Below are 16,047 nucleotides of genomic sequence, written 5' to 3'. Positions count from 1 at the left end.
GGCACGCGCGGCGCGAGCGCCCCAGCGATGCCGGTACGGCCGGCCGCGCCGAGCAGGCGCAGGGTCAGGTGATGGGCATCTTCCGCGTCCATGCGAAAGAGTTGGGCGCGTACGAGCGGATAGAGGGAACTGAACACGGGGCGGAGCCGGGCGGCTAAAAATGAGAACCCGCTATTTTAACGGCTTTAACAAACCGGCAGGGCGGCCCGGTGGGCAATCGTGCCCGGCGCGGCGATGATCCGCGTCGCTTGCGGACTGGTGCGCTCGCAGGATGGGGCGCAGAGTGGCGGCTAGCAGCGTGGGCCGCCGCGCCGGCCGTGGATCGCGGCGTCGACTGGCGCCAGTTCGAGGCTGTGCGGATCGAGCACTTTCCAGTTGCCTTCGACCAGCCCTTCCAGCGGCCGGAAGTTCGCCTTATAGGCCATCTTCTGGCTCTCGCGAATCCAGTAGCCGAGGTAGACGTAAGGTAATCGAAGGCTGCGCGCCTGTTCGATCTGCCAGTAAATGTTGTAGGTGCCGTAGCTGCTATGCGGCTGATCCGGCTCGAAGAACGTGTAGACCGACGAGAGCCCGTCGCCGAGGATGTCGATCATGCTGATCATGCGCAGGATGCCTGGCGCGTCAGGATGGCCCGGCAGCGGCTCGCGGAATTCGACCAGCCGCGAGTTGATCCGGCTTTGCAGCAGAAACTGTTCGTACTGGTCGCGGCTGTCGCGGTCCATGCCGCCACCCGCATGACGCGCCGACTGGTAACGCATATAGAGCGCGTAGTGCTCTTCGTCGTAGTGCAGGGGCGCCACCGTGGCGACGAGGCCGCCGTGCTTTTTCCAAACCTTGCGCTGGGTGCGGTTCGGCTCGAACTGGTCGACCGGCACGCGCACCGGCACGCATGCGCGGCAGCCGTCGCAATAGGGGCGGTAGGTGAATACGCCCGAGCGCCGGAAGCCCGCCTTGACGAGATCGGTGTAGACGTCGGAGTTGATCAGATGGCTCGGTGTCGCGACTTGCGAGCGCGCCACGCGGCCCTCCAGATAACTGCAGGGGTATGGCGCTGTTGCATAGAATTGCAGCGCGGAAAGCGGTGACAGCGGCAGCTCGTTGGGGTGCGTCACGTTGGCAACTCTCGAAGCGTATTCGGGGTATGGCAAACCCGGTTCAATTGACGACGGGCCCGGATTTGCTCGTTACGCCGCAGGCGCGACGACATCGAGCAGGACCGTCTTGTCGAAGCGCCAAGGGATGGACGCAGCATCGACAGACGCGCGGACATGCGCGATGAACGCCTTGCGCGCAATCTCGCGACCGCCCAGCGACGCCAGATGCGACGTGTTCTGCTGGCAGTCTATCATTTCTATTTTGTGACGTCGCAAGTGGCCGACAAGCGCGGAGAGCGCGATTTTCGAAGCATCCGTGACCTCGGCGAACATCGATTCGCCAAAGAACATCTTGCCGAACGACACGCCGTAGAGTCCGCCCACGCGCTTGCCTTCGAACCAGGTCTCGATGCTGTGTGCGTCGCCAACCCGGTGCAGCGACGAATAGGCTTCGACCACGTCCGCGGTAATCCAGGTACCGCGCTGCCCGCGGCGTGGCGCCTGCGCGCAGGCGCGCATCACGCTGGCGAAGTCGTGATCGACGCGAATTTCCCAGGCGTCTTCGCGCAGCACGCGCTTGAGCGTTTTGCGCAGGGAGGGTGCAACCTTGAATTCGTCCGGCCGCAAGATCATGCGTGGCTCGGGGCTCCACCACAGCACCGGCTGGCCATCGGAATACCAGGGAAAGATGCCGTGCCGGTAAGCGTCGATGAGCCGTGCGGGCAGCAGGTCGGCGCTCGCTGCAAGCAGACCCGGCGCGCCGCTGGCTGCGCCGAGCGCGCGCTCAACGGAAGGAAAGGGATCGTCGGGGCCGAGCCAGGGAACCATGCGCGTGCCGCTCAGCCTTCACGCAACGAGCGAAAAATATCGCCGGTGTGCAGACCGTAGCTGCCGGACTGGCGGTCGGCAAAGAAAAAGCGCAGCGTCTGGCCGACGGTCGGGAATGCGATGTCGTCCCATGGAATCTCGTGCTCGCCAAAGAGGCGCACCTCGAGACTTTCTTCGCCCGCTTCGATATCCAGGTCGAGCAGCCGCGCGAGGTAGAAAAGATGCACCTGATGCACGTGGGGCACGTTGAGCAGCGAGAACAGGCTCTGCACCTCGACGCGCGCGCCGGCTTCCTCAAGTGTTTCACGGGAGGCCGCTTCTGAAGTGGTCTCGCCCATTTCCATGAAACCCGCCGGCAAGGTCCAGTAGCCGTAGCGCGGCTCGATCGCGCGACGGCACAGCAGCACCTTGTCGTCCCAGACCGGGACGGTGCCGACCACGTTGCGCGGATTCTGATAGTGCACGGTGCCGCAACTGGCGCAGACGAAGCGCTCGCGATTGTCGCCTGGCGGAATGCTCAGGCTGACCTCGTGGCCGCAGACAGAACAGAATTTCATAGGAGGGGCACGGAGAATGGTGATAGGAGTTTATCACCGGGGCGTGGTTTCGAGATCAAGCGCAGGCGATGGGGTTGCGCTGGACCGGAATCGGGCTTGGGGGCCTGCGGCGATTGTCCTCTACGCTGTGGGCGGGGTAATCGACGCTCGAACGACTGCGCTCAACCACTTGGTCTTGCTTTAGCGGCGTATTCAGGTTGGCCTGATTTGGTTTGCACTGCAGATTGATTGGGTCAGTGTCCCGCGCTTCGGGTTGTTTTTGCTGATTGAGCGCAAAGCCGTGGTTGGTCGGCTGGCGAGGCACCGCAAGATTACCGGCAGCGAGCCGAGGGCGGATCCATCACGGATCGAAACACGTCATTCCGATACCGGCTTGACCTGCCCATTTCCCACCTGGAGGCGGTTAAACGTACCTTGAACAGGAATGTTATCTGGCGGCGCCGTGCCAAAGCCCGCGGGTAACTCCAGGGAGGTGCCGTCGGGCATTTGAACGTATACATAGGTAGGCCCCATAGGGTCTTCTGTATATCCGACCAGCGGCCACAGAAGCCTGTGTTGGTGGTCTGACTCTTCCTTGTCGAACATCCGCTGGCTGGCTATCAGCTTACTACCACAGGCGGTAGTTTGCCCCTCCAACGCTACGGGCTGCCCCTCAATAGCGAAGGCGTCGTCTCCACCGAGTATCGCGTTTTCACCGTGTGTAGGACAGCTCACACGATCGCTCTTTCGCGCAATCGGCAGACCGGAAAATTTAATTTTGGACGAGCCGCTAATCACTCTCCCACCGTGATCTGTAACGTCACCTAGCAAAATAATTACCCGATGTGGCAACTTGTTCTCCTGAGCAGTTATTCCAGCAAAAGACCCTTTTCTTTACGAAGACGCATGCGGCCATTCATTGAACGCGGCAAAATCCCGTTTTGCCTCGCATTCAACGACATGTCGGACGCCAGCAATGTCACGGTGTAATAGACGCGCTTGTCTCGATCGGCTGGCAGTTGCGGCTTCAAACGGTTGATTTGCCGTGGGTTCGATTTGTTTTACCGTTGCCCTACGCCTGACGTGCCTGTTATCCATATACGATAATCCAGGAACACTCTGATCTCGGAAAAGCGCAACGAAATCCCATCGACAACCTGCCGCCTTTCATCTTGGCAAACCTGCCGGATTATGATGTAACTCTGTTTTCGAGATGAATCTTAAAAAATAGCAATGAAGTAGATTTTTTCTAAGGACTTCTTCTCATAATCTTGTGCTTCGCGCGGTGCTATAGTCAGACGAGTTTGATGTACCTACCTTGGGCCCACTGATCGAGGACTTCGCCGATACGCTCGCGATACTTCAAAATCTCGATCTTCTCATCACGGTAGATTCCTCCTTCGCTCATCTTGCTATTGCGGCGCTGAGGCCGGCCCATCTCGTCGGCATCGTGTCAACGCTTGTAGCATTCGGGAGCGCGGGCTACTGGATTGGGCTAACGCAAGCAAGAGTCGGTGACGCCGAGAAGTTAGGCTCAATGACGGGCGACAACACCCGGTGCGAGACGGATCTGTCCATAGCGAAACAGCAGATTTCGACCTTAACGCAGTCCAATGTATAACTTACTAGCACAGCGAATATCGAGGGCGTTGAAATCGGCACGTTGCGGCAGCAACTGGCCAATGGTTCGGTGGCAAAGGCTGGACAGGTGAACTGTGACTTCATCCACAGCCAGATCAAAGCCGCCGAGGACGAAATCGACGGTTTGCTGGGCGATGACGTGTTTGCGGGCGCAGGGCGTAATGACGCGGCCTCACGCGTACAGGCGCTGGAGGCACGAATCGCAGGGTACCAGACGCACCTTGGCACATGTGGCAGTAAGGCCGCACAGGCTGGAGTGGACCGGTGAATGAGATTCCCGGGACGGCGGGCTTGCGCTTGTCAAGCCTCGAAACTTAGGTAACCGAACTGCCGCAGCGTTCCAAAATCCCGGTGATGGCCGGTCTTGCGTCCAGAGTCAAGGGGGCGCGCAGATCACGAGGCGCAACATGTTCTTTTTGAAGTAGCTCGGCGGATAGCCGCGGAGATGTTGCCCGTTGCCGGTTACACAGACGCCCAAAAGCAAAAAGGCTTACACGCTGATGCGTTGTAAGCCCTTGATTTGCTTGGTTGCGGGGGTAGGATTTGAACCTACGACCTTCGGGTTATGAGCCCGACGAGCTGCCAGACTGCTCCACCCCGCGTCCGTCGAAGAAAAGATTATAGGACACATTGCATCGTGGTGCAACAGCTTTTTAAAAGCGGGTCTCAACGGCGACGCATGCAGCATGCCTGTGGATGCCATATGGCAGATTGCCGAAGGTTGGCTCAGCGAATCGCTGCGCTAGAATCCGTGTTCTATCCGCATCGCCGTGCAGCAGCGTTGCGGCGCCGCATCTCTCACATTTTACTTTCGCATCTTCCGCTCATGGATATCGTTCACGATCTGCAGCAGATTCTCGCTCAGGAAAATGCCTTGGTGTTCCCACACTTCGATGCTGATCGCGCCTGGCAGCTTGGTGCTTATCTGCACGAGCTGGCGAAGGCTCGCGGACTTGGGCTGGCCATCGACATCCGCACCTTCGGACAACCGCTATTCTTTAGCGCGCTGGCCGGTGCGACCCCTGACAATGTCGACTGGGCGCGTCGCAAGGGCAATACCGTGGCCCATTTTCGGCGCAGTTCGTATGCGATGGGTCTGAGCCTGCAGAAGGCGGGTAGTACCGTCACCGAAAAGTATGGCTTGCCGCTGGCCGACTATGCGACGCACGGCGGCGCATTTCCGCTGAAAGTAGCGAGCGCCGGTGTGATCGGCTCGGTGACCGTGTCGGGGCTGCCGCAACGCGCCGATCACGAACTGGTCGTGGAAGCGTTGTGCGCGCATCTCGGTCACGACTTCAGCAAGCTCGCGCTCGAAAAGGCCTAACGCAATGCGTCTGCATCCCTATGTGCTGCTCGCCATTGCGATTGTTGCCGAAGTAATCGCGACGTCCGCGTTGCGGGCGTCGGAAGGTTTCTCGCGCCTGCTGTTTTCCGTAGTCGTCGTAGTCGGTTACGGCATAGCGTTCTATTGCCTTTCGTTGACGCTCAAAAGCATTCCAGTCGGCGTGGTCTACGCGGTCTGGTCGGGCGTCGGCATTGTTCTGATCACTCTCGTCGCTGCCGTCTTGTACCGGCAGATGCCCGATCTGCCGGCAATCATTGGACTGGGGCTCATCATTTCGGGTGTCGTCGTGTTGAACCTGTTCTCCAAGATGCAGGCGCACTGACGCCTCGAGCGATGCGCGAGACTATTTGCAGCGAATGATCATCGAGCGGTTTTTCACGTTGGCCGAAACAACGTTGGTGACGCCGCCGCCGGCTGCGCCGCCTTCGTCGTTGTCTTTCGACACGATGTCATAGCCCGTGGCACCACATGCCTTGCCTGCCTGAACATAGCAGGACGCCCAGCTCGAGCCGGCGTCGGCGCCGCTGCAGTTCACCGCAAAACCGGTTTCGCCGTTCGGCAGATTGATGAGCGAAGTGGTATTCGATGACGCGCACGCCGAGAGGGATGCGATCAACGCGGCGGTGGCACATGCGGCCGCGATGCGCGCGCTTGCGGTGAAAAGTTTAGACAGATCGCGTTGTTCGAAAGACTTCATTCTCTTGTTCTCCTGAATCACGTGTCTGTTGTGGGATTCGCCGCGCCGATGTCTTCGGCGCCATGCGGCGCCGAACATCGCAAAAAGGCACCGGACGGCAGCCGACAACACCCGCAGGCGGCGCGCGTTACGAAGTGAATTGGACATCCCACCCGGCCTGTGGTGCCCGAAGACACACATCCGGATGCAGAAGTTACAACTTGGGATTATCTCTGGTTTTGAACGGCGAGGGCTTTTCCGCCCACCGTATGGGTACGCGCCTACCGCTTATGTAAGTTCGCGTTGAGCAATCCCGGTGGCCCTTCACACGTGCCGGCTGACCGGCCGCTTTTCAGGCTGTTGCTGCGGTGGTGGGCACCGGTCTTTTGCTCCGCGTGAGCCCCGAGCGACGCAGCAGCGAGCGGCCAATTGCGATACCGGGCCGCTCGATGCAGATAAAGGTCAACGACGAGAAAACTGTCACGACCACCGCCGCAAACAACACAACGCTCCAATATTGCAGCACCGAGCCGAGCGCGAACTGCGCAATTCGCGGGTTCGAAAACACCAGATGCAAACATATGCCGTGTGTCAGGTAAATGCTGTAGCTGATCGCGCCGAGGCGCTGCGCCGCTCGTGTTCTCAAGAGTCCAAACAGATCGCAGCCGCTGATGATGAGATAGAACAGCGCCGCGATCAGCAGCGTTTGAATCAGCGTATGCGAGGTCGCCACACCGGAGTACACCGCGGCAATCAATATCAATGCCGCCACCGATTTTGCCGGCTTCGAAAGCGCAACGTGAAGCATGCGGCCCGGCAACGCGGCGAAAATCATGCCGGTGCTAAACAGAATGATGTACGAGAAGGACGCCTCACGACCGTTCAGGATGAACAGGGCTGAAATGGCGAAGATCAACACTGGAAAAACCAGACGCCCCATGCGTGAAAACGCCACGAGCGAGGTTGCCGCAAGCGAAAAATAGAAATACCACTCCCATCCCAGAGTCCAGACCATACCGGTCATCATTGGTGGACCGCCGTAGCCGTTGACCCATACGTTAGCGCCAATACCCAGCAGCAACCAGTTGCAGATTTCCGAAAAAAGCCGCGCCGGACTCACGTACAGATGGGGGCCGGTCACCGACAGGACGATCGCCAGCATGAAGGCGATCACGAAGTAGTACAGCGGGGCGATACGAAAGAATCGTGCGAGATACAGGCCAGACAGATAGCGGCAGTACTCCCGCGCATCGTGGATGCTGCTGGCGCCCGCAATGGCCTTTCCCCAGAACAGGTAGCTCGTGATGATGAAGAAAAGCGCAACGCCTGCGCTGCCCAGAAGATTGAAGAAGAGGCTCGGACCGCCTCCCCAGTAGCCTGTCGTCACGTAGGTAGCGTAGCCGGACGCGTGCGCGAGAAAAACGCCCAGCGCGAGGAAACCGCGCAAGCCATCGACGTTCGCTGAACGACGCTCGTTTTGTGTGGGAGGCTCATCGAGAAACGTGAAGTGGCGTGTCGAGAAGAGCCACAGCAGCATCGCGATAACCGGGATGATGTACCACGGCCTGTAAATGTCCGAGATGATCAGATGCGGGGTCATCGTATCGCCCTTCGAAGTCGCAGGTGCCAGGCACGATGCATCAGCCCGATACAGGCGGGATACCGCACGATCGACACGGTTTCGCCGCGGGCCCGATGCGGGGACGGCACTGTCAAGTCCCGCGCAGGCCTATGGTATGCGAGGAGCGCAGGCGCGATTGTTCGCCCACGAACATACCCAGACTGAAGCTGGCAGCCGGGTGTCCTGAACAACCTCCGCCGGGCGTGGATGCGCGGGGGATGAACGTCCGCATAGCGCGATTGCGAATTGGGAATTCCCCATGGCTGCGCGAATGTGGGCGCGGCAACAAACAGCTAAGCCGATCCGCATTACATTCAAGCACAGGCTACGGGGCCGACACGCAAGCGGCTTGGTTTGACGCCATCCCGTTGCGGTTGCTGCTTTTGTCAAAGAGGCGAATCATGAACTATATCGGCCGCGAACAACTGCTGGATATTCCCAATCTGGGAGGGTTGCAGCCCGGCTTTCCGGCCGCAGGCGACACCCGGCCCGCGCCTTTGCCTGTCCCGACCGCTGGTGTGGCGCACGTCCCGTTGCTGTCGCTGGTCGTGCCGTTTTACAACGAAGAGGAGATGATCGAGCGGTTTTTCGCCGCCACGCTGCCGGTGCTGGAGGCGCTCGATGGTTTGACCTTCGAAGTGGTCTGCGTGAACGACGGCAGTCGCGACAGCACGTTGTGCAAACTGCTGGCGCGCTCGGATGCCGACAGGCGCATCCGCGTGATCGACCTGACACGTAACTTCGGCAAGGAAGCGGCCCTGTCCGCAGGGCTCGATGAGGCGGTGGGTGATGTTCTGGTTCCTTTCGACGCCGATCTTCAGGACCCGCCGGGTGTCATCGTCCAGCTGGTTGAAAAATGGCGCGAGGGCAATGACGTGGTGCTCGCACGCCGCAGCAATCGCGATTCGGATTCGTTCCTGAAACGCAGCACCGCCGCAATGTTCTACCGGATGCACAACGCCGTTTGCGACATGCATATCCCGGAGAACGTCGGCGACTTCCGGCTGATTACGCGGGAAGTCGCTAATGCCCTGAAGAAACTGCCCGAAACACGCCGCTTCATGAAAGGGTTGTTCGCATGGGTGGGTTACCGGACCGCTGTCGTGGACTACGTGCGCGAGTCGCGTGCGGCGGGCGAGACAAAATTCTCGGGCTGGAAGTTGTGGAACTTTGCGCTCGAAGGATTTACCAGCTTCAGTACGTTGCCGCTGCGTGTGTGGACGTATATTGGTAGCGTGGTCGCGTTGGGCGCCTTCGTTTATGCGGGATTCATGATCGTTAGAACGCTTATTCAAGGTGTTGCCGTGCCAGGCTACGCGTCGATGCTGACGGTCGTTCTGTTGCTGGGCGGCGTGCAGTTGATTGGCATCGGTGTGCTGGGCGAGTACATTGGCCGCATTTATGCGGAGTCGAAAAATCGGCCCGTGTATCTGATCAAGAACCGCTATCAGAACGTCGTAGCGAACAATGGCTAAGGGTCGACTGCTCGTCAAGATGACGACCTATGCGGGAGTTGGCGCGGTCGGCACGCTGGCGCAGTATCTGGTCTTAGTCGGGATCGTTTCTCTCGGCCACGGCAGCCCGATCGTCGGGTCGGTGAGCGGGGCGATCGTTGGCGCGATCGTCAATTACGGCCTGAATCGCCGCATTACTTTCAGATCGAACGCACGTCATCGCGACACGTTGCCTAAGTTCGCCCTGACCGCGGGCTGCGGCGTGCTGATCAACGGGCTGGTCATGAAAGTATTGGCCGAAGATAATCAGGTTAACTACATCCTCGCGCAGATGGTGGCGACCGGCCTCGTACTGGTGCTGACCTTCATGGTCAATTCTATTTGGACCTTCAGGCAACAAGGCGAGCCAGGCAACGCTGAATCGTGAAAATCGCCCGCTGCCCGCTGCCCGCTGCCCGCTGCCCGCTGCCGGCGGGTGCGGATGATTTACGCGTTCGGTAGCTTGTTCCATTGGCCTGGGCTATAGGCCTCTTTCATTGACCCATTTGCGATCTGGGCCTGCCAACTGCCCATCGAGCCCGCACGTCCTGGTACCCTGACGCAACCGTCTAACCAGAATTGCCCCGCCTGAGCTTTCCTTCCCATGCCATCTTCACCAGTTCCAGGTAGCTGCGCTGTCTGACGACGATACTCCAGTTGCCTCTCGAGAGCGGCAACTCGATGAATGGGCCGCCTCGAATGGGCAGCGCAACGGTTCCGTCCTCCGCGTTCGTGGCGGTGACAGCCAGAAACGGCGTAGAGAACTGGTTTATCTGGACTGTGCCATCCGTGTTACAGGTTGCGCTGATCTGCAGGGTTCGGAAGTAAGTCACCCCGGAAATCTGCTTGAACCCGCAACCACCTGTGCTTTCAACCAGACTTCGCCGGGCGGGTAGCACGGAGCTGGCCTTGACCTTGAGAATGTCTGGGCTAGCCGCCAGTTGGTCCTCATAGCGGGCGGGAAAGTATTCTCCACCCGCATCGGGTCCGGGCCCGGTGGACGGCATTTCATGACGGAGTTCGGCAACGGGGATCGTGGTGTAAATGCTTTTCACGGAGAGCAGGCTTCCCCCTACGTTGACCGCTGTGATCGTGAGAAGTCCGATCTGGGCGCAACGTTTCAGCGCCACGGGCACTTGCTCCAGCATGCCTGCAAATGCAACGAAAATCATTGGCGTTGTGATGGATAAAAGTCGCCACGGAAACTGCACGAAGTTCAGCAGCTCCGAGGACCGCCATAGCGGCGCTGCCAGACGAGTCATGCAAAGCGTCACAAGGAAGGCCGCTACACCCAGGATGATGACGATAGTCGAGCGCCGCCCCTGGCGATGTCTGAACTGAACAGCTAGGCCGATCAGTAATACCGGAATGGGCCAGGCGAACCATGAGCCCGGGTTGGGCGAAAAAATACGAATCAGCGAGACGGCGTTATCTCCCGGCAGACCATGAAGCTGGGCCTGAGCCGGACAGAAGAAAGCCCCCCAGACCGTGAACGGAACATAGATAAGGATAACGAACAGTAAAAGCGCGCCGCCGCTTGCTGCAAGGAGGTGGATGCCTCGGCCAGGAGAGCGGACGATCAGATACAGTGCAAGTACGAGCAACATGCCGGCAGCCGCGAGAAAGATGACTAGGTGGGCCAGCGCTAGCAAAATCAGCAGGAGAAACAGTTCGACGGAGCGCCGGCTGCTTCGCTCTGCATTGAACAGATCGAAGGTGAGCGCAATTCCGAGCGGAATGAGCGCCATCGCCGAGTATTCCGCTACCGCACCGCGCGCGATCAAACAGACGACAGCGTACGGAGACAACACGCACGCAATGGCGATGACAAGTTGCGAGCGGCGATCGGCACCCAGTCGGGCAGCACACGCGCACATACCGTATAGCATGAGCGCAGCGAAGAACAGGGCGCCGAGCCGAAAGCCCGTGACGATGTCGCCGGTCACGAGAGTCAGCGCCGCAGCGACGAGATTGAATAGCTTGTGATAGAAAAATGGCATGGGCGAGCCGAAGCCATTCGCATCGACGGGAGTCCAGGTCGAAGCCACATCGCCTGCTTTCAAGGCGTTGACCCATATCTCCACATGCGAAAACGAAATATAGGTGTCGTGGCCGTTGACAATCGGGCCAAGCAGAATTCCTGCGCCACAGGCGAAGATCAGAATCCCGGTCAAACATGAAACCAGCTTGGGACCGGCAACGATAGACTTTAAACCGAACATCTACATCCCCCAATGCAACGGATTCCAACTGATCCCGTATGCATGGATCGAGATCAGTTCATCGTTCTATTTTTTGCTGGTTTGCTGGAAGTTACGGGTCCAGACAGTGCGCAATGTGCGGCGGCGTCAATTGAGTCACTCGCGCTGCGCCCCCAAAGAAGGCAGCAATGAGAGCAGGCGCAAGGGCTGTCTACTTTCCGGCAAACAAGGTGATTGTGATACCCGTGAAATCAAACGACGAAATGGGTTTGCCGCGCTCCCGACAGAGTTCGCTGGTCACCACATCCATCTTCCCGTCCGGACCGTTCCAGTCGCCCACGAACCAGACGCGCTTATGCATGGCCACCGCACTGGCGATTTGCGCCTTATCACCTTCGATAGCGGTCGGCGTTCCCTTGTTGCTGCCGAAGTAGGGGCGGGGCAGCCCAATTGCAGGGTAGCGCGCCGGCACGGCGGCAAGTTCAAACGAATTCGGCAACGGGTGCAGGTAGTAGTGCAGGCCGACCTCGAGTTCATTCGGATAAACGAGCACCAGGTCACCCGGCTCGTAATGTGTCGCGAGGTATTGCGCCGCGCCACGCAGGTCCTGGGCGGGCGCCTGGTAGTACTTCACGTCCTGTCCAATGCAGAGAATTAGAATGATGGGAAGGATTACGAACTTTAGCTTCTCCATTTTTCCCGGTGCAAACAAGCCAAGGGCGACGAGGAAAATAAAGAGCGGCGCCATCCATTCAAACGTACGCACGACAAAGATTGGCGTGAACAGATAGGATGCGAGGAAAACGCCGAGCACTGGCGCGAACAATATCGCTGCGGTATAGAGCGCCAGCGGCTTCCTGGCCTTGTAGATCTGGAACCATCCGAGCACACACACGATGATCGCGGGAATGAACGCGAATTTCCCACCCGCGGCCAACGTGAATGGCCAACTAAGCATCTTCGGGGAAATCGTGGCCCAGAACGCGGTGGCTACCGTTCTGGATTCGATGAGCGTGATTGGGACGCAGGGGCTCCATATCACGAGGGCGATAAGGAGTGCCTTGATCGAAACAACCAGGTCGTAGCGTTTGTGCTGGGAGAACAGGAGAATGGCAGCGAAAATTCCAAGCCAGTTTCCCAGGATGATGAAAGGGCTGGTGTTGTGAAGCCACAGGACGATGCCGGAACACAGACCCAGCGATACGTAAACGAATCGCTGTGCCTTGATCGCCGTGCCCTGGCGTTCGTCGATCAGCATGCGCTTGAGGAGAACGACGGAAGCCACGATCATCAACGTGCAAAATAGCGTCTGCAGTGCATAAGGACGCGCTTGTTGCGCATACTCGATACTGCCCTCGTTGAATGCGAGCAGCAGCGCTGCGACGATCCCGACGCGGTCATAACGCTTTCCCAATCCGACCAGCCGCGGCGCGAAGCCGGTGAGCGCGATCGTGCCCAGGCTCGCGAGGACAGAGAGCGAACGCATGCCGGCTTCTGACGACCCGGCGAGCATCGTCCAGAGTTTCAGCAGCGAATAGTAGAAGGGAGGGTGTGTTTCATAGAATGGCACTTTGAACCACAAATCCGCCCATGAGAGCGTCATGAACCAGTAGCTGTAGGCCTCATCCATCCACACGGAGCGGCTCACAAGGGTGGGCAGGCGCAGCAGGAGCCCGACAATCACCACTGCGGTCACTGCGGCGAGGAGCCTGCTGTTGGAGCGCAGCGCTGCAGGTGTACCGTCGCGACTCGCACGCATCTCTGCGGCGGCTTGGCCGAAGTCCGGGCTGGCCGGGGCGGCGCTTGCTTGTGCGTGAGTCGTGTCAAGTTGCATTGTGCCCCGTGTCCTCTGCATATGATGAAAACCTGGATGCAACGGGTCTCGCCGCAAACGCCACCCGCCAGGCTGTCTCACCGGGCGCGAGAGCTCCTCGCGCGATAACTGGACTGGCGTGCCAGGATGGTTCCCGGCGTTGCCTGATTGTCGGTGTGTGTAACGTGGCAGCCAGTGTCGCCGAAGCTTGTGCGGACCTCGCGGCGACAATCGTCAACGACACGCCATGCCCGCGTCCTACGGCGAATTCTGCCAGCGAGTGCCCAGCGAGTTTGTGCGTCGGCGCACCCACTTGTGAAATCCGCATGTGGCGAATCCGCGAATGGGAAGGACTCGGTTCCGGGCGACGTTTCTGCTGGTTTTCAACTTGCTTTCCAGGTCCTTCCCGCCAGAACACATTTTTCACGCGCGGCAGCCGTCCCTGGTGCGTTTCACATCGGGGCGCGCTAACATGGACGCCCATCGGACGAAGCTGGCTAGCCGGATAAAATGGCGCTTCCGGCACGCATTATCGAGGACCTGACTATGGACATCATGTTTCCCGCCGACGCTCCCGCCTACCGCGGTTCTAACCTGACGGTGGTGTTCGCGGCGCTGGTTGACGGACAACAAGTGCCTTGTGCAATTTCGGTCGAGGCGCTCGAAGATCATTTCGGCGCACCCCCGGCGGACCGCGAAGGTTGGATGCGCGCGTTCGACGCCGGCCGTGGACTCATCGAGGCGGTTGCACGCGAGCATCTGGAGATCACGCATGGTTCGCCGGTGCTGCTCAAGAGCGGGCACTTTCCGCCGGGCAATGTGCCCGGCTAGGGACCTTCAACGGGCCGCCTGCACGGGGTATGCGCGTCGTCCGCAGTGTTATCCCTCATGTTCTCCGCAGGCATTCCGCCCCTTTCCGTGCCTGACGCACGTACGCGTCAGGCCGCGTCTTTCATCCCCTCACGAGCGGCTGCGAATGACCTGCGGATCCCGTCCTCGTAAGGGGTTTTCTGGATCGGCCCGATCAACGTGTGCAGCGCGCTGTCATCGAGCATCACCGGATCGGTCATCAGGTAATTCATTTCCACCAGTTCCCGCACGATCGGGTTCAACAGGCCGAGCAATCGCAACATCGGCTTGCCGGCCACCATCAGCTTGGGTTCGCGTCCGGCGAGCGCATACGCCTGCCTGGCCACCTCCCGCTGGGTTATGGTGCCGGCGCCGGCCAGATGTAACCAGCGGCCGTATGCCCCCGGTGTGCGCGTAAGCGTCTCCACAACCGGACCCACGTCCGGCACGAAGATGAACTCATGTGGCACGTCGATCGGGCCGATCATCTGTGCGCGCGTGCCGCGCGCCGCGCCTTCGAATACGCCGTTCAACAGGCTGCGCTCGATACGCGGACCGTAGAAGTCCGGCAGGCGCAGCACCAGCGTCGACAGTCCGTTGCGGCCGTGCGCATCCAATACCCGGTTTTCCTGCTCAAGCCGCATCTGGCCTTTGAAGGTATGTGGCTCGCGCGGATGGTTTTCTGTTACGGGATGGCCGATCCCAGGATTGCCACGCGCCCGGCCATACGGATAAACCGTGCCGATCAGGATAAGACGCTCGACGCCGGCCGCAGTGAGTCCGGCGAGCGTCCTCTCCATCAGCGGCGGATGCGCCGCGAACTGGTTGTACGGCACACCTACCAGATAGATCGCTGTCTGTAGTCCTTTGGCTGCCGCCGCGATGGAAGCCGGGTTGTCGGGATTCCAGAGGGTGATTTCCGCGTGAGGATCCTGGCCGAAGGCCGCCTCGAGCGGCGCCCGCGAGCGCCCAATGACCCGATAATCCCGCCCGGCCGCGCGCAGGGCGGCGCCAATGCTGTGACCGATTGCGCCTGCGGCGCCGAATAGACCGACTTTCCCGATGGTTTCCATAACGAATCCTTGAATGGCCGGCAGATGGTCGTGCGTCCGCTGGTTGACAATTGAAAATATTGTGAACGGTGTTCAATAAACAGTGTTCAGTTTAATTTGACTTTTCAGTTTGTCAACCGGAAAATGCGGCATGGGAATCACAGAACGAAAGACTCGTCAGAAGCAGGCACTCCGCGAACGCATCCTGGATGCGGCCCGGCGCATCGTGGTGCGTGAAGGGTTCGCGGCGCTCTCCATGCGCAAGATCGCCGATGCCATCGAATATTCTCCGGCCACGCTTTATCTCCACTTCGAGAGCCGCGACGAGATTGCGCGGGCTTTGTGCGCGGAGGGATATGCTCAACTTCTGAGCACCTTCGAGCCTCTTGCGGAGATTGCGGACGCCGCTGAGCGTTTGCGGGGGCTTGCCCGCGCGTATGTGGCGTTCGGGGTGGCGCATCCGGAAACCTACCGGTTGATCTTTATGGAGGATCCCACCTACATGGGTGCGGCCCTCAGCCACGCCGCGGATGCAGGCAAGGTGGGGGGGCAACTGGGGACAGGGCAAGCGTCCATTGTGATCAACCCCGCAGCGAGCGACGAATCCAGCGACGCAGCCATGCGCATGATGGTGGGTGCCCTCGACGAACTGAAAGCCGCCGGACGCCTCCCGAAGTCGGTGGATGGTGCGATCCTCGCTGAGGCTTTCTGGGCCTCGATGCATGGCATCGTGGCCCTCAATCTCACGTGTCCGGTATTCCCGAGCGTGCCGCTCGACACGTTGATCGATGTCACCTTGACCGCGTGGTTCGGCGAATCCCCGCAGACCCGTGACGTCGCGGCGGCCTCGTCGGGCGCGTCCGAAGCCGGCACACCCGCAACCGGCGCACCCTCAGCC

General features: G+C 59.7%; 16 protein-coding genes, 1 tRNA gene and 1 pseudogene. 7 read left to right on the top strand and 11 right to left on the bottom strand.

Annotated features, from left to right (window positions below):
* From WCA85_RS17320 to WCA85_RS17300, 5 genes and pseudogenes are all read right to left on the bottom strand, one after another.
* Nucleotides 1-137: pseudogene (locus WCA85_RS17320) on the bottom strand (quinone-dependent dihydroorotate dehydrogenase); the annotation flags it as partial.
* Nucleotides 138-290: 153 nt separating this feature from the next.
* Entirely contained in the window at nucleotides 291-1,112 is an 822-nt protein-coding gene (locus WCA85_RS17315; protein ID WP_424065904.1) for an arginyltransferase, read from the bottom strand.
* 72 nt (nucleotides 1,113-1,184) lie between these two features.
* Complete coding sequence (gene aat, locus WCA85_RS17310; RefSeq protein WP_424065902.1) at nucleotides 1,185-1,922, bottom strand: leucyl/phenylalanyl-tRNA--protein transferase; 738 nt, start codon at nucleotides 1,920-1,922, stop codon at nucleotides 1,185-1,187.
* Between the two features lie 11 nt (nucleotides 1,923-1,933).
* Nucleotides 1,934-2,479, bottom strand: coding sequence for an NUDIX hydrolase (locus tag WCA85_RS17305; protein WP_424065901.1), 546 nt, complete (start codon nucleotides 2,477-2,479; stop codon nucleotides 1,934-1,936).
* Between the two features lie 357 nt (nucleotides 2,480-2,836).
* Nucleotides 2,837-3,310, bottom strand: a complete 474-nt coding sequence (locus WCA85_RS17300; protein ID WP_424065899.1) for a PAAR domain-containing protein — start codon at nucleotides 3,308-3,310, stop codon at nucleotides 2,837-2,839.
* Nucleotides 3,311-4,121: 811 nt separating this feature from the next.
* Here WCA85_RS17300 and WCA85_RS17295 point away from each other — a divergent pair.
* Complete coding sequence (locus WCA85_RS17295) at nucleotides 4,122-4,367, top strand: hypothetical protein (RefSeq protein WP_424065898.1); 246 nt, start codon at nucleotides 4,122-4,124, stop codon at nucleotides 4,365-4,367.
* Nucleotides 4,368-4,624: 257 nt separating this feature from the next.
* Here the strand turns inward: WCA85_RS17295 and WCA85_RS17290 are convergent.
* Nucleotides 4,625-4,701 (bottom strand) — tRNA-Met (locus tag WCA85_RS17290).
* Nucleotides 4,702-4,925: 224 nt separating this feature from the next.
* Here WCA85_RS17290 and WCA85_RS17285 point away from each other — a divergent pair.
* On the top strand, nucleotides 4,926-5,423 hold the full coding sequence (locus WCA85_RS17285; protein WP_424065896.1) for a heme-degrading domain-containing protein: 498 nt from the start codon (nucleotides 4,926-4,928) through the stop codon (nucleotides 5,421-5,423).
* A 10-nt stretch (nucleotides 5,424-5,433) separates the two neighbouring features.
* Entirely contained in the window at nucleotides 5,434-5,766 is a 333-nt protein-coding gene (locus tag WCA85_RS17280; protein WP_424065906.1) for a DMT family transporter, read from the top strand.
* Between the two features lie 21 nt (nucleotides 5,767-5,787).
* On the opposite strand, the gene WCA85_RS17275 is transcribed toward WCA85_RS17280, so the two are convergent.
* Both WCA85_RS17275 and WCA85_RS17270 read right to left on the bottom strand, forming a co-directional pair.
* Nucleotides 5,788-6,141, bottom strand: coding sequence for a hypothetical protein (locus WCA85_RS17275; protein ID WP_424065895.1), 354 nt, complete (start codon nucleotides 6,139-6,141; stop codon nucleotides 5,788-5,790).
* A gap of 331 nt (nucleotides 6,142-6,472) precedes the next feature.
* The gene (locus WCA85_RS17270; protein WP_424065893.1) at nucleotides 6,473-7,720 is read right to left on the bottom strand and encodes an acyltransferase family protein; all 1,248 of its coding nucleotides are present in this window, start codon (nucleotides 7,718-7,720) and stop codon (nucleotides 6,473-6,475) included.
* Nucleotides 7,721-8,142: 422 nt separating this feature from the next.
* On the opposite strand from WCA85_RS17270, the gene WCA85_RS17265 reads away from it, so the two are divergent.
* Nucleotides 8,143-9,216, top strand: coding sequence for a glycosyltransferase family 2 protein (locus WCA85_RS17265; protein WP_424065891.1), 1,074 nt, complete (start codon nucleotides 8,143-8,145; stop codon nucleotides 9,214-9,216).
* A 19-nt stretch (nucleotides 9,217-9,235) separates the two neighbouring features.
* A complete protein-coding gene (locus tag WCA85_RS17260) occupies nucleotides 9,236-9,622 on the top strand; it encodes a GtrA family protein (protein ID WP_424065889.1) in 387 nt (128 codons plus the stop codon).
* Nucleotides 9,623-9,803: 181 nt separating this feature from the next.
* On the opposite strand, the gene WCA85_RS17255 is transcribed toward WCA85_RS17260, so the two are convergent.
* Together WCA85_RS17255 and WCA85_RS17250 are read right to left on the bottom strand one after the other, a co-directional pair.
* On the bottom strand, nucleotides 9,804-11,180 hold the full coding sequence (locus WCA85_RS17255; protein ID WP_424065888.1) for a hypothetical protein: 1,377 nt from the start codon (nucleotides 11,178-11,180) through the stop codon (nucleotides 9,804-9,806).
* Between the two features lie 466 nt (nucleotides 11,181-11,646).
* Nucleotides 11,647-13,269 (bottom strand): glycosyltransferase family 39 protein, encoded by a 1,623-nt coding sequence (locus WCA85_RS17250; RefSeq protein WP_424065887.1) that lies wholly within the window; start codon nucleotides 13,267-13,269, stop codon nucleotides 11,647-11,649.
* A 525-nt stretch (nucleotides 13,270-13,794) separates the two neighbouring features.
* Here WCA85_RS17250 and WCA85_RS17245 point away from each other — a divergent pair.
* Complete coding sequence (locus tag WCA85_RS17245) at nucleotides 13,795-14,079, top strand: DUF1488 domain-containing protein (RefSeq protein WP_424065885.1); 285 nt, start codon at nucleotides 13,795-13,797, stop codon at nucleotides 14,077-14,079.
* 107 nt (nucleotides 14,080-14,186) lie between these two features.
* On the opposite strand, the gene WCA85_RS17240 is transcribed toward WCA85_RS17245, so the two are convergent.
* Nucleotides 14,187-15,170 (bottom strand): NAD-dependent epimerase/dehydratase family protein, encoded by a 984-nt coding sequence (locus WCA85_RS17240; RefSeq protein ID WP_424065883.1) that lies wholly within the window; start codon nucleotides 15,168-15,170, stop codon nucleotides 14,187-14,189.
* A 130-nt stretch (nucleotides 15,171-15,300) separates the two neighbouring features.
* Here WCA85_RS17240 and WCA85_RS17235 point away from each other — a divergent pair.
* Nucleotides 15,301-16,047, top strand: a 747-nt coding sequence (locus tag WCA85_RS17235; RefSeq protein WP_424065882.1) for a TetR/AcrR family transcriptional regulator, incomplete at its 3' end; no start/stop codon positions are given.

Origin of the sequence: Paraburkholderia sp. (genome assembly GCF_049581445.1) — a bacterium.
Classification (GTDB): domain Bacteria; phylum Pseudomonadota; class Gammaproteobacteria; order Burkholderiales; family Burkholderiaceae; genus Paraburkholderia.
This window is presented reverse-complemented; position numbering and strand designations above follow the sequence as displayed.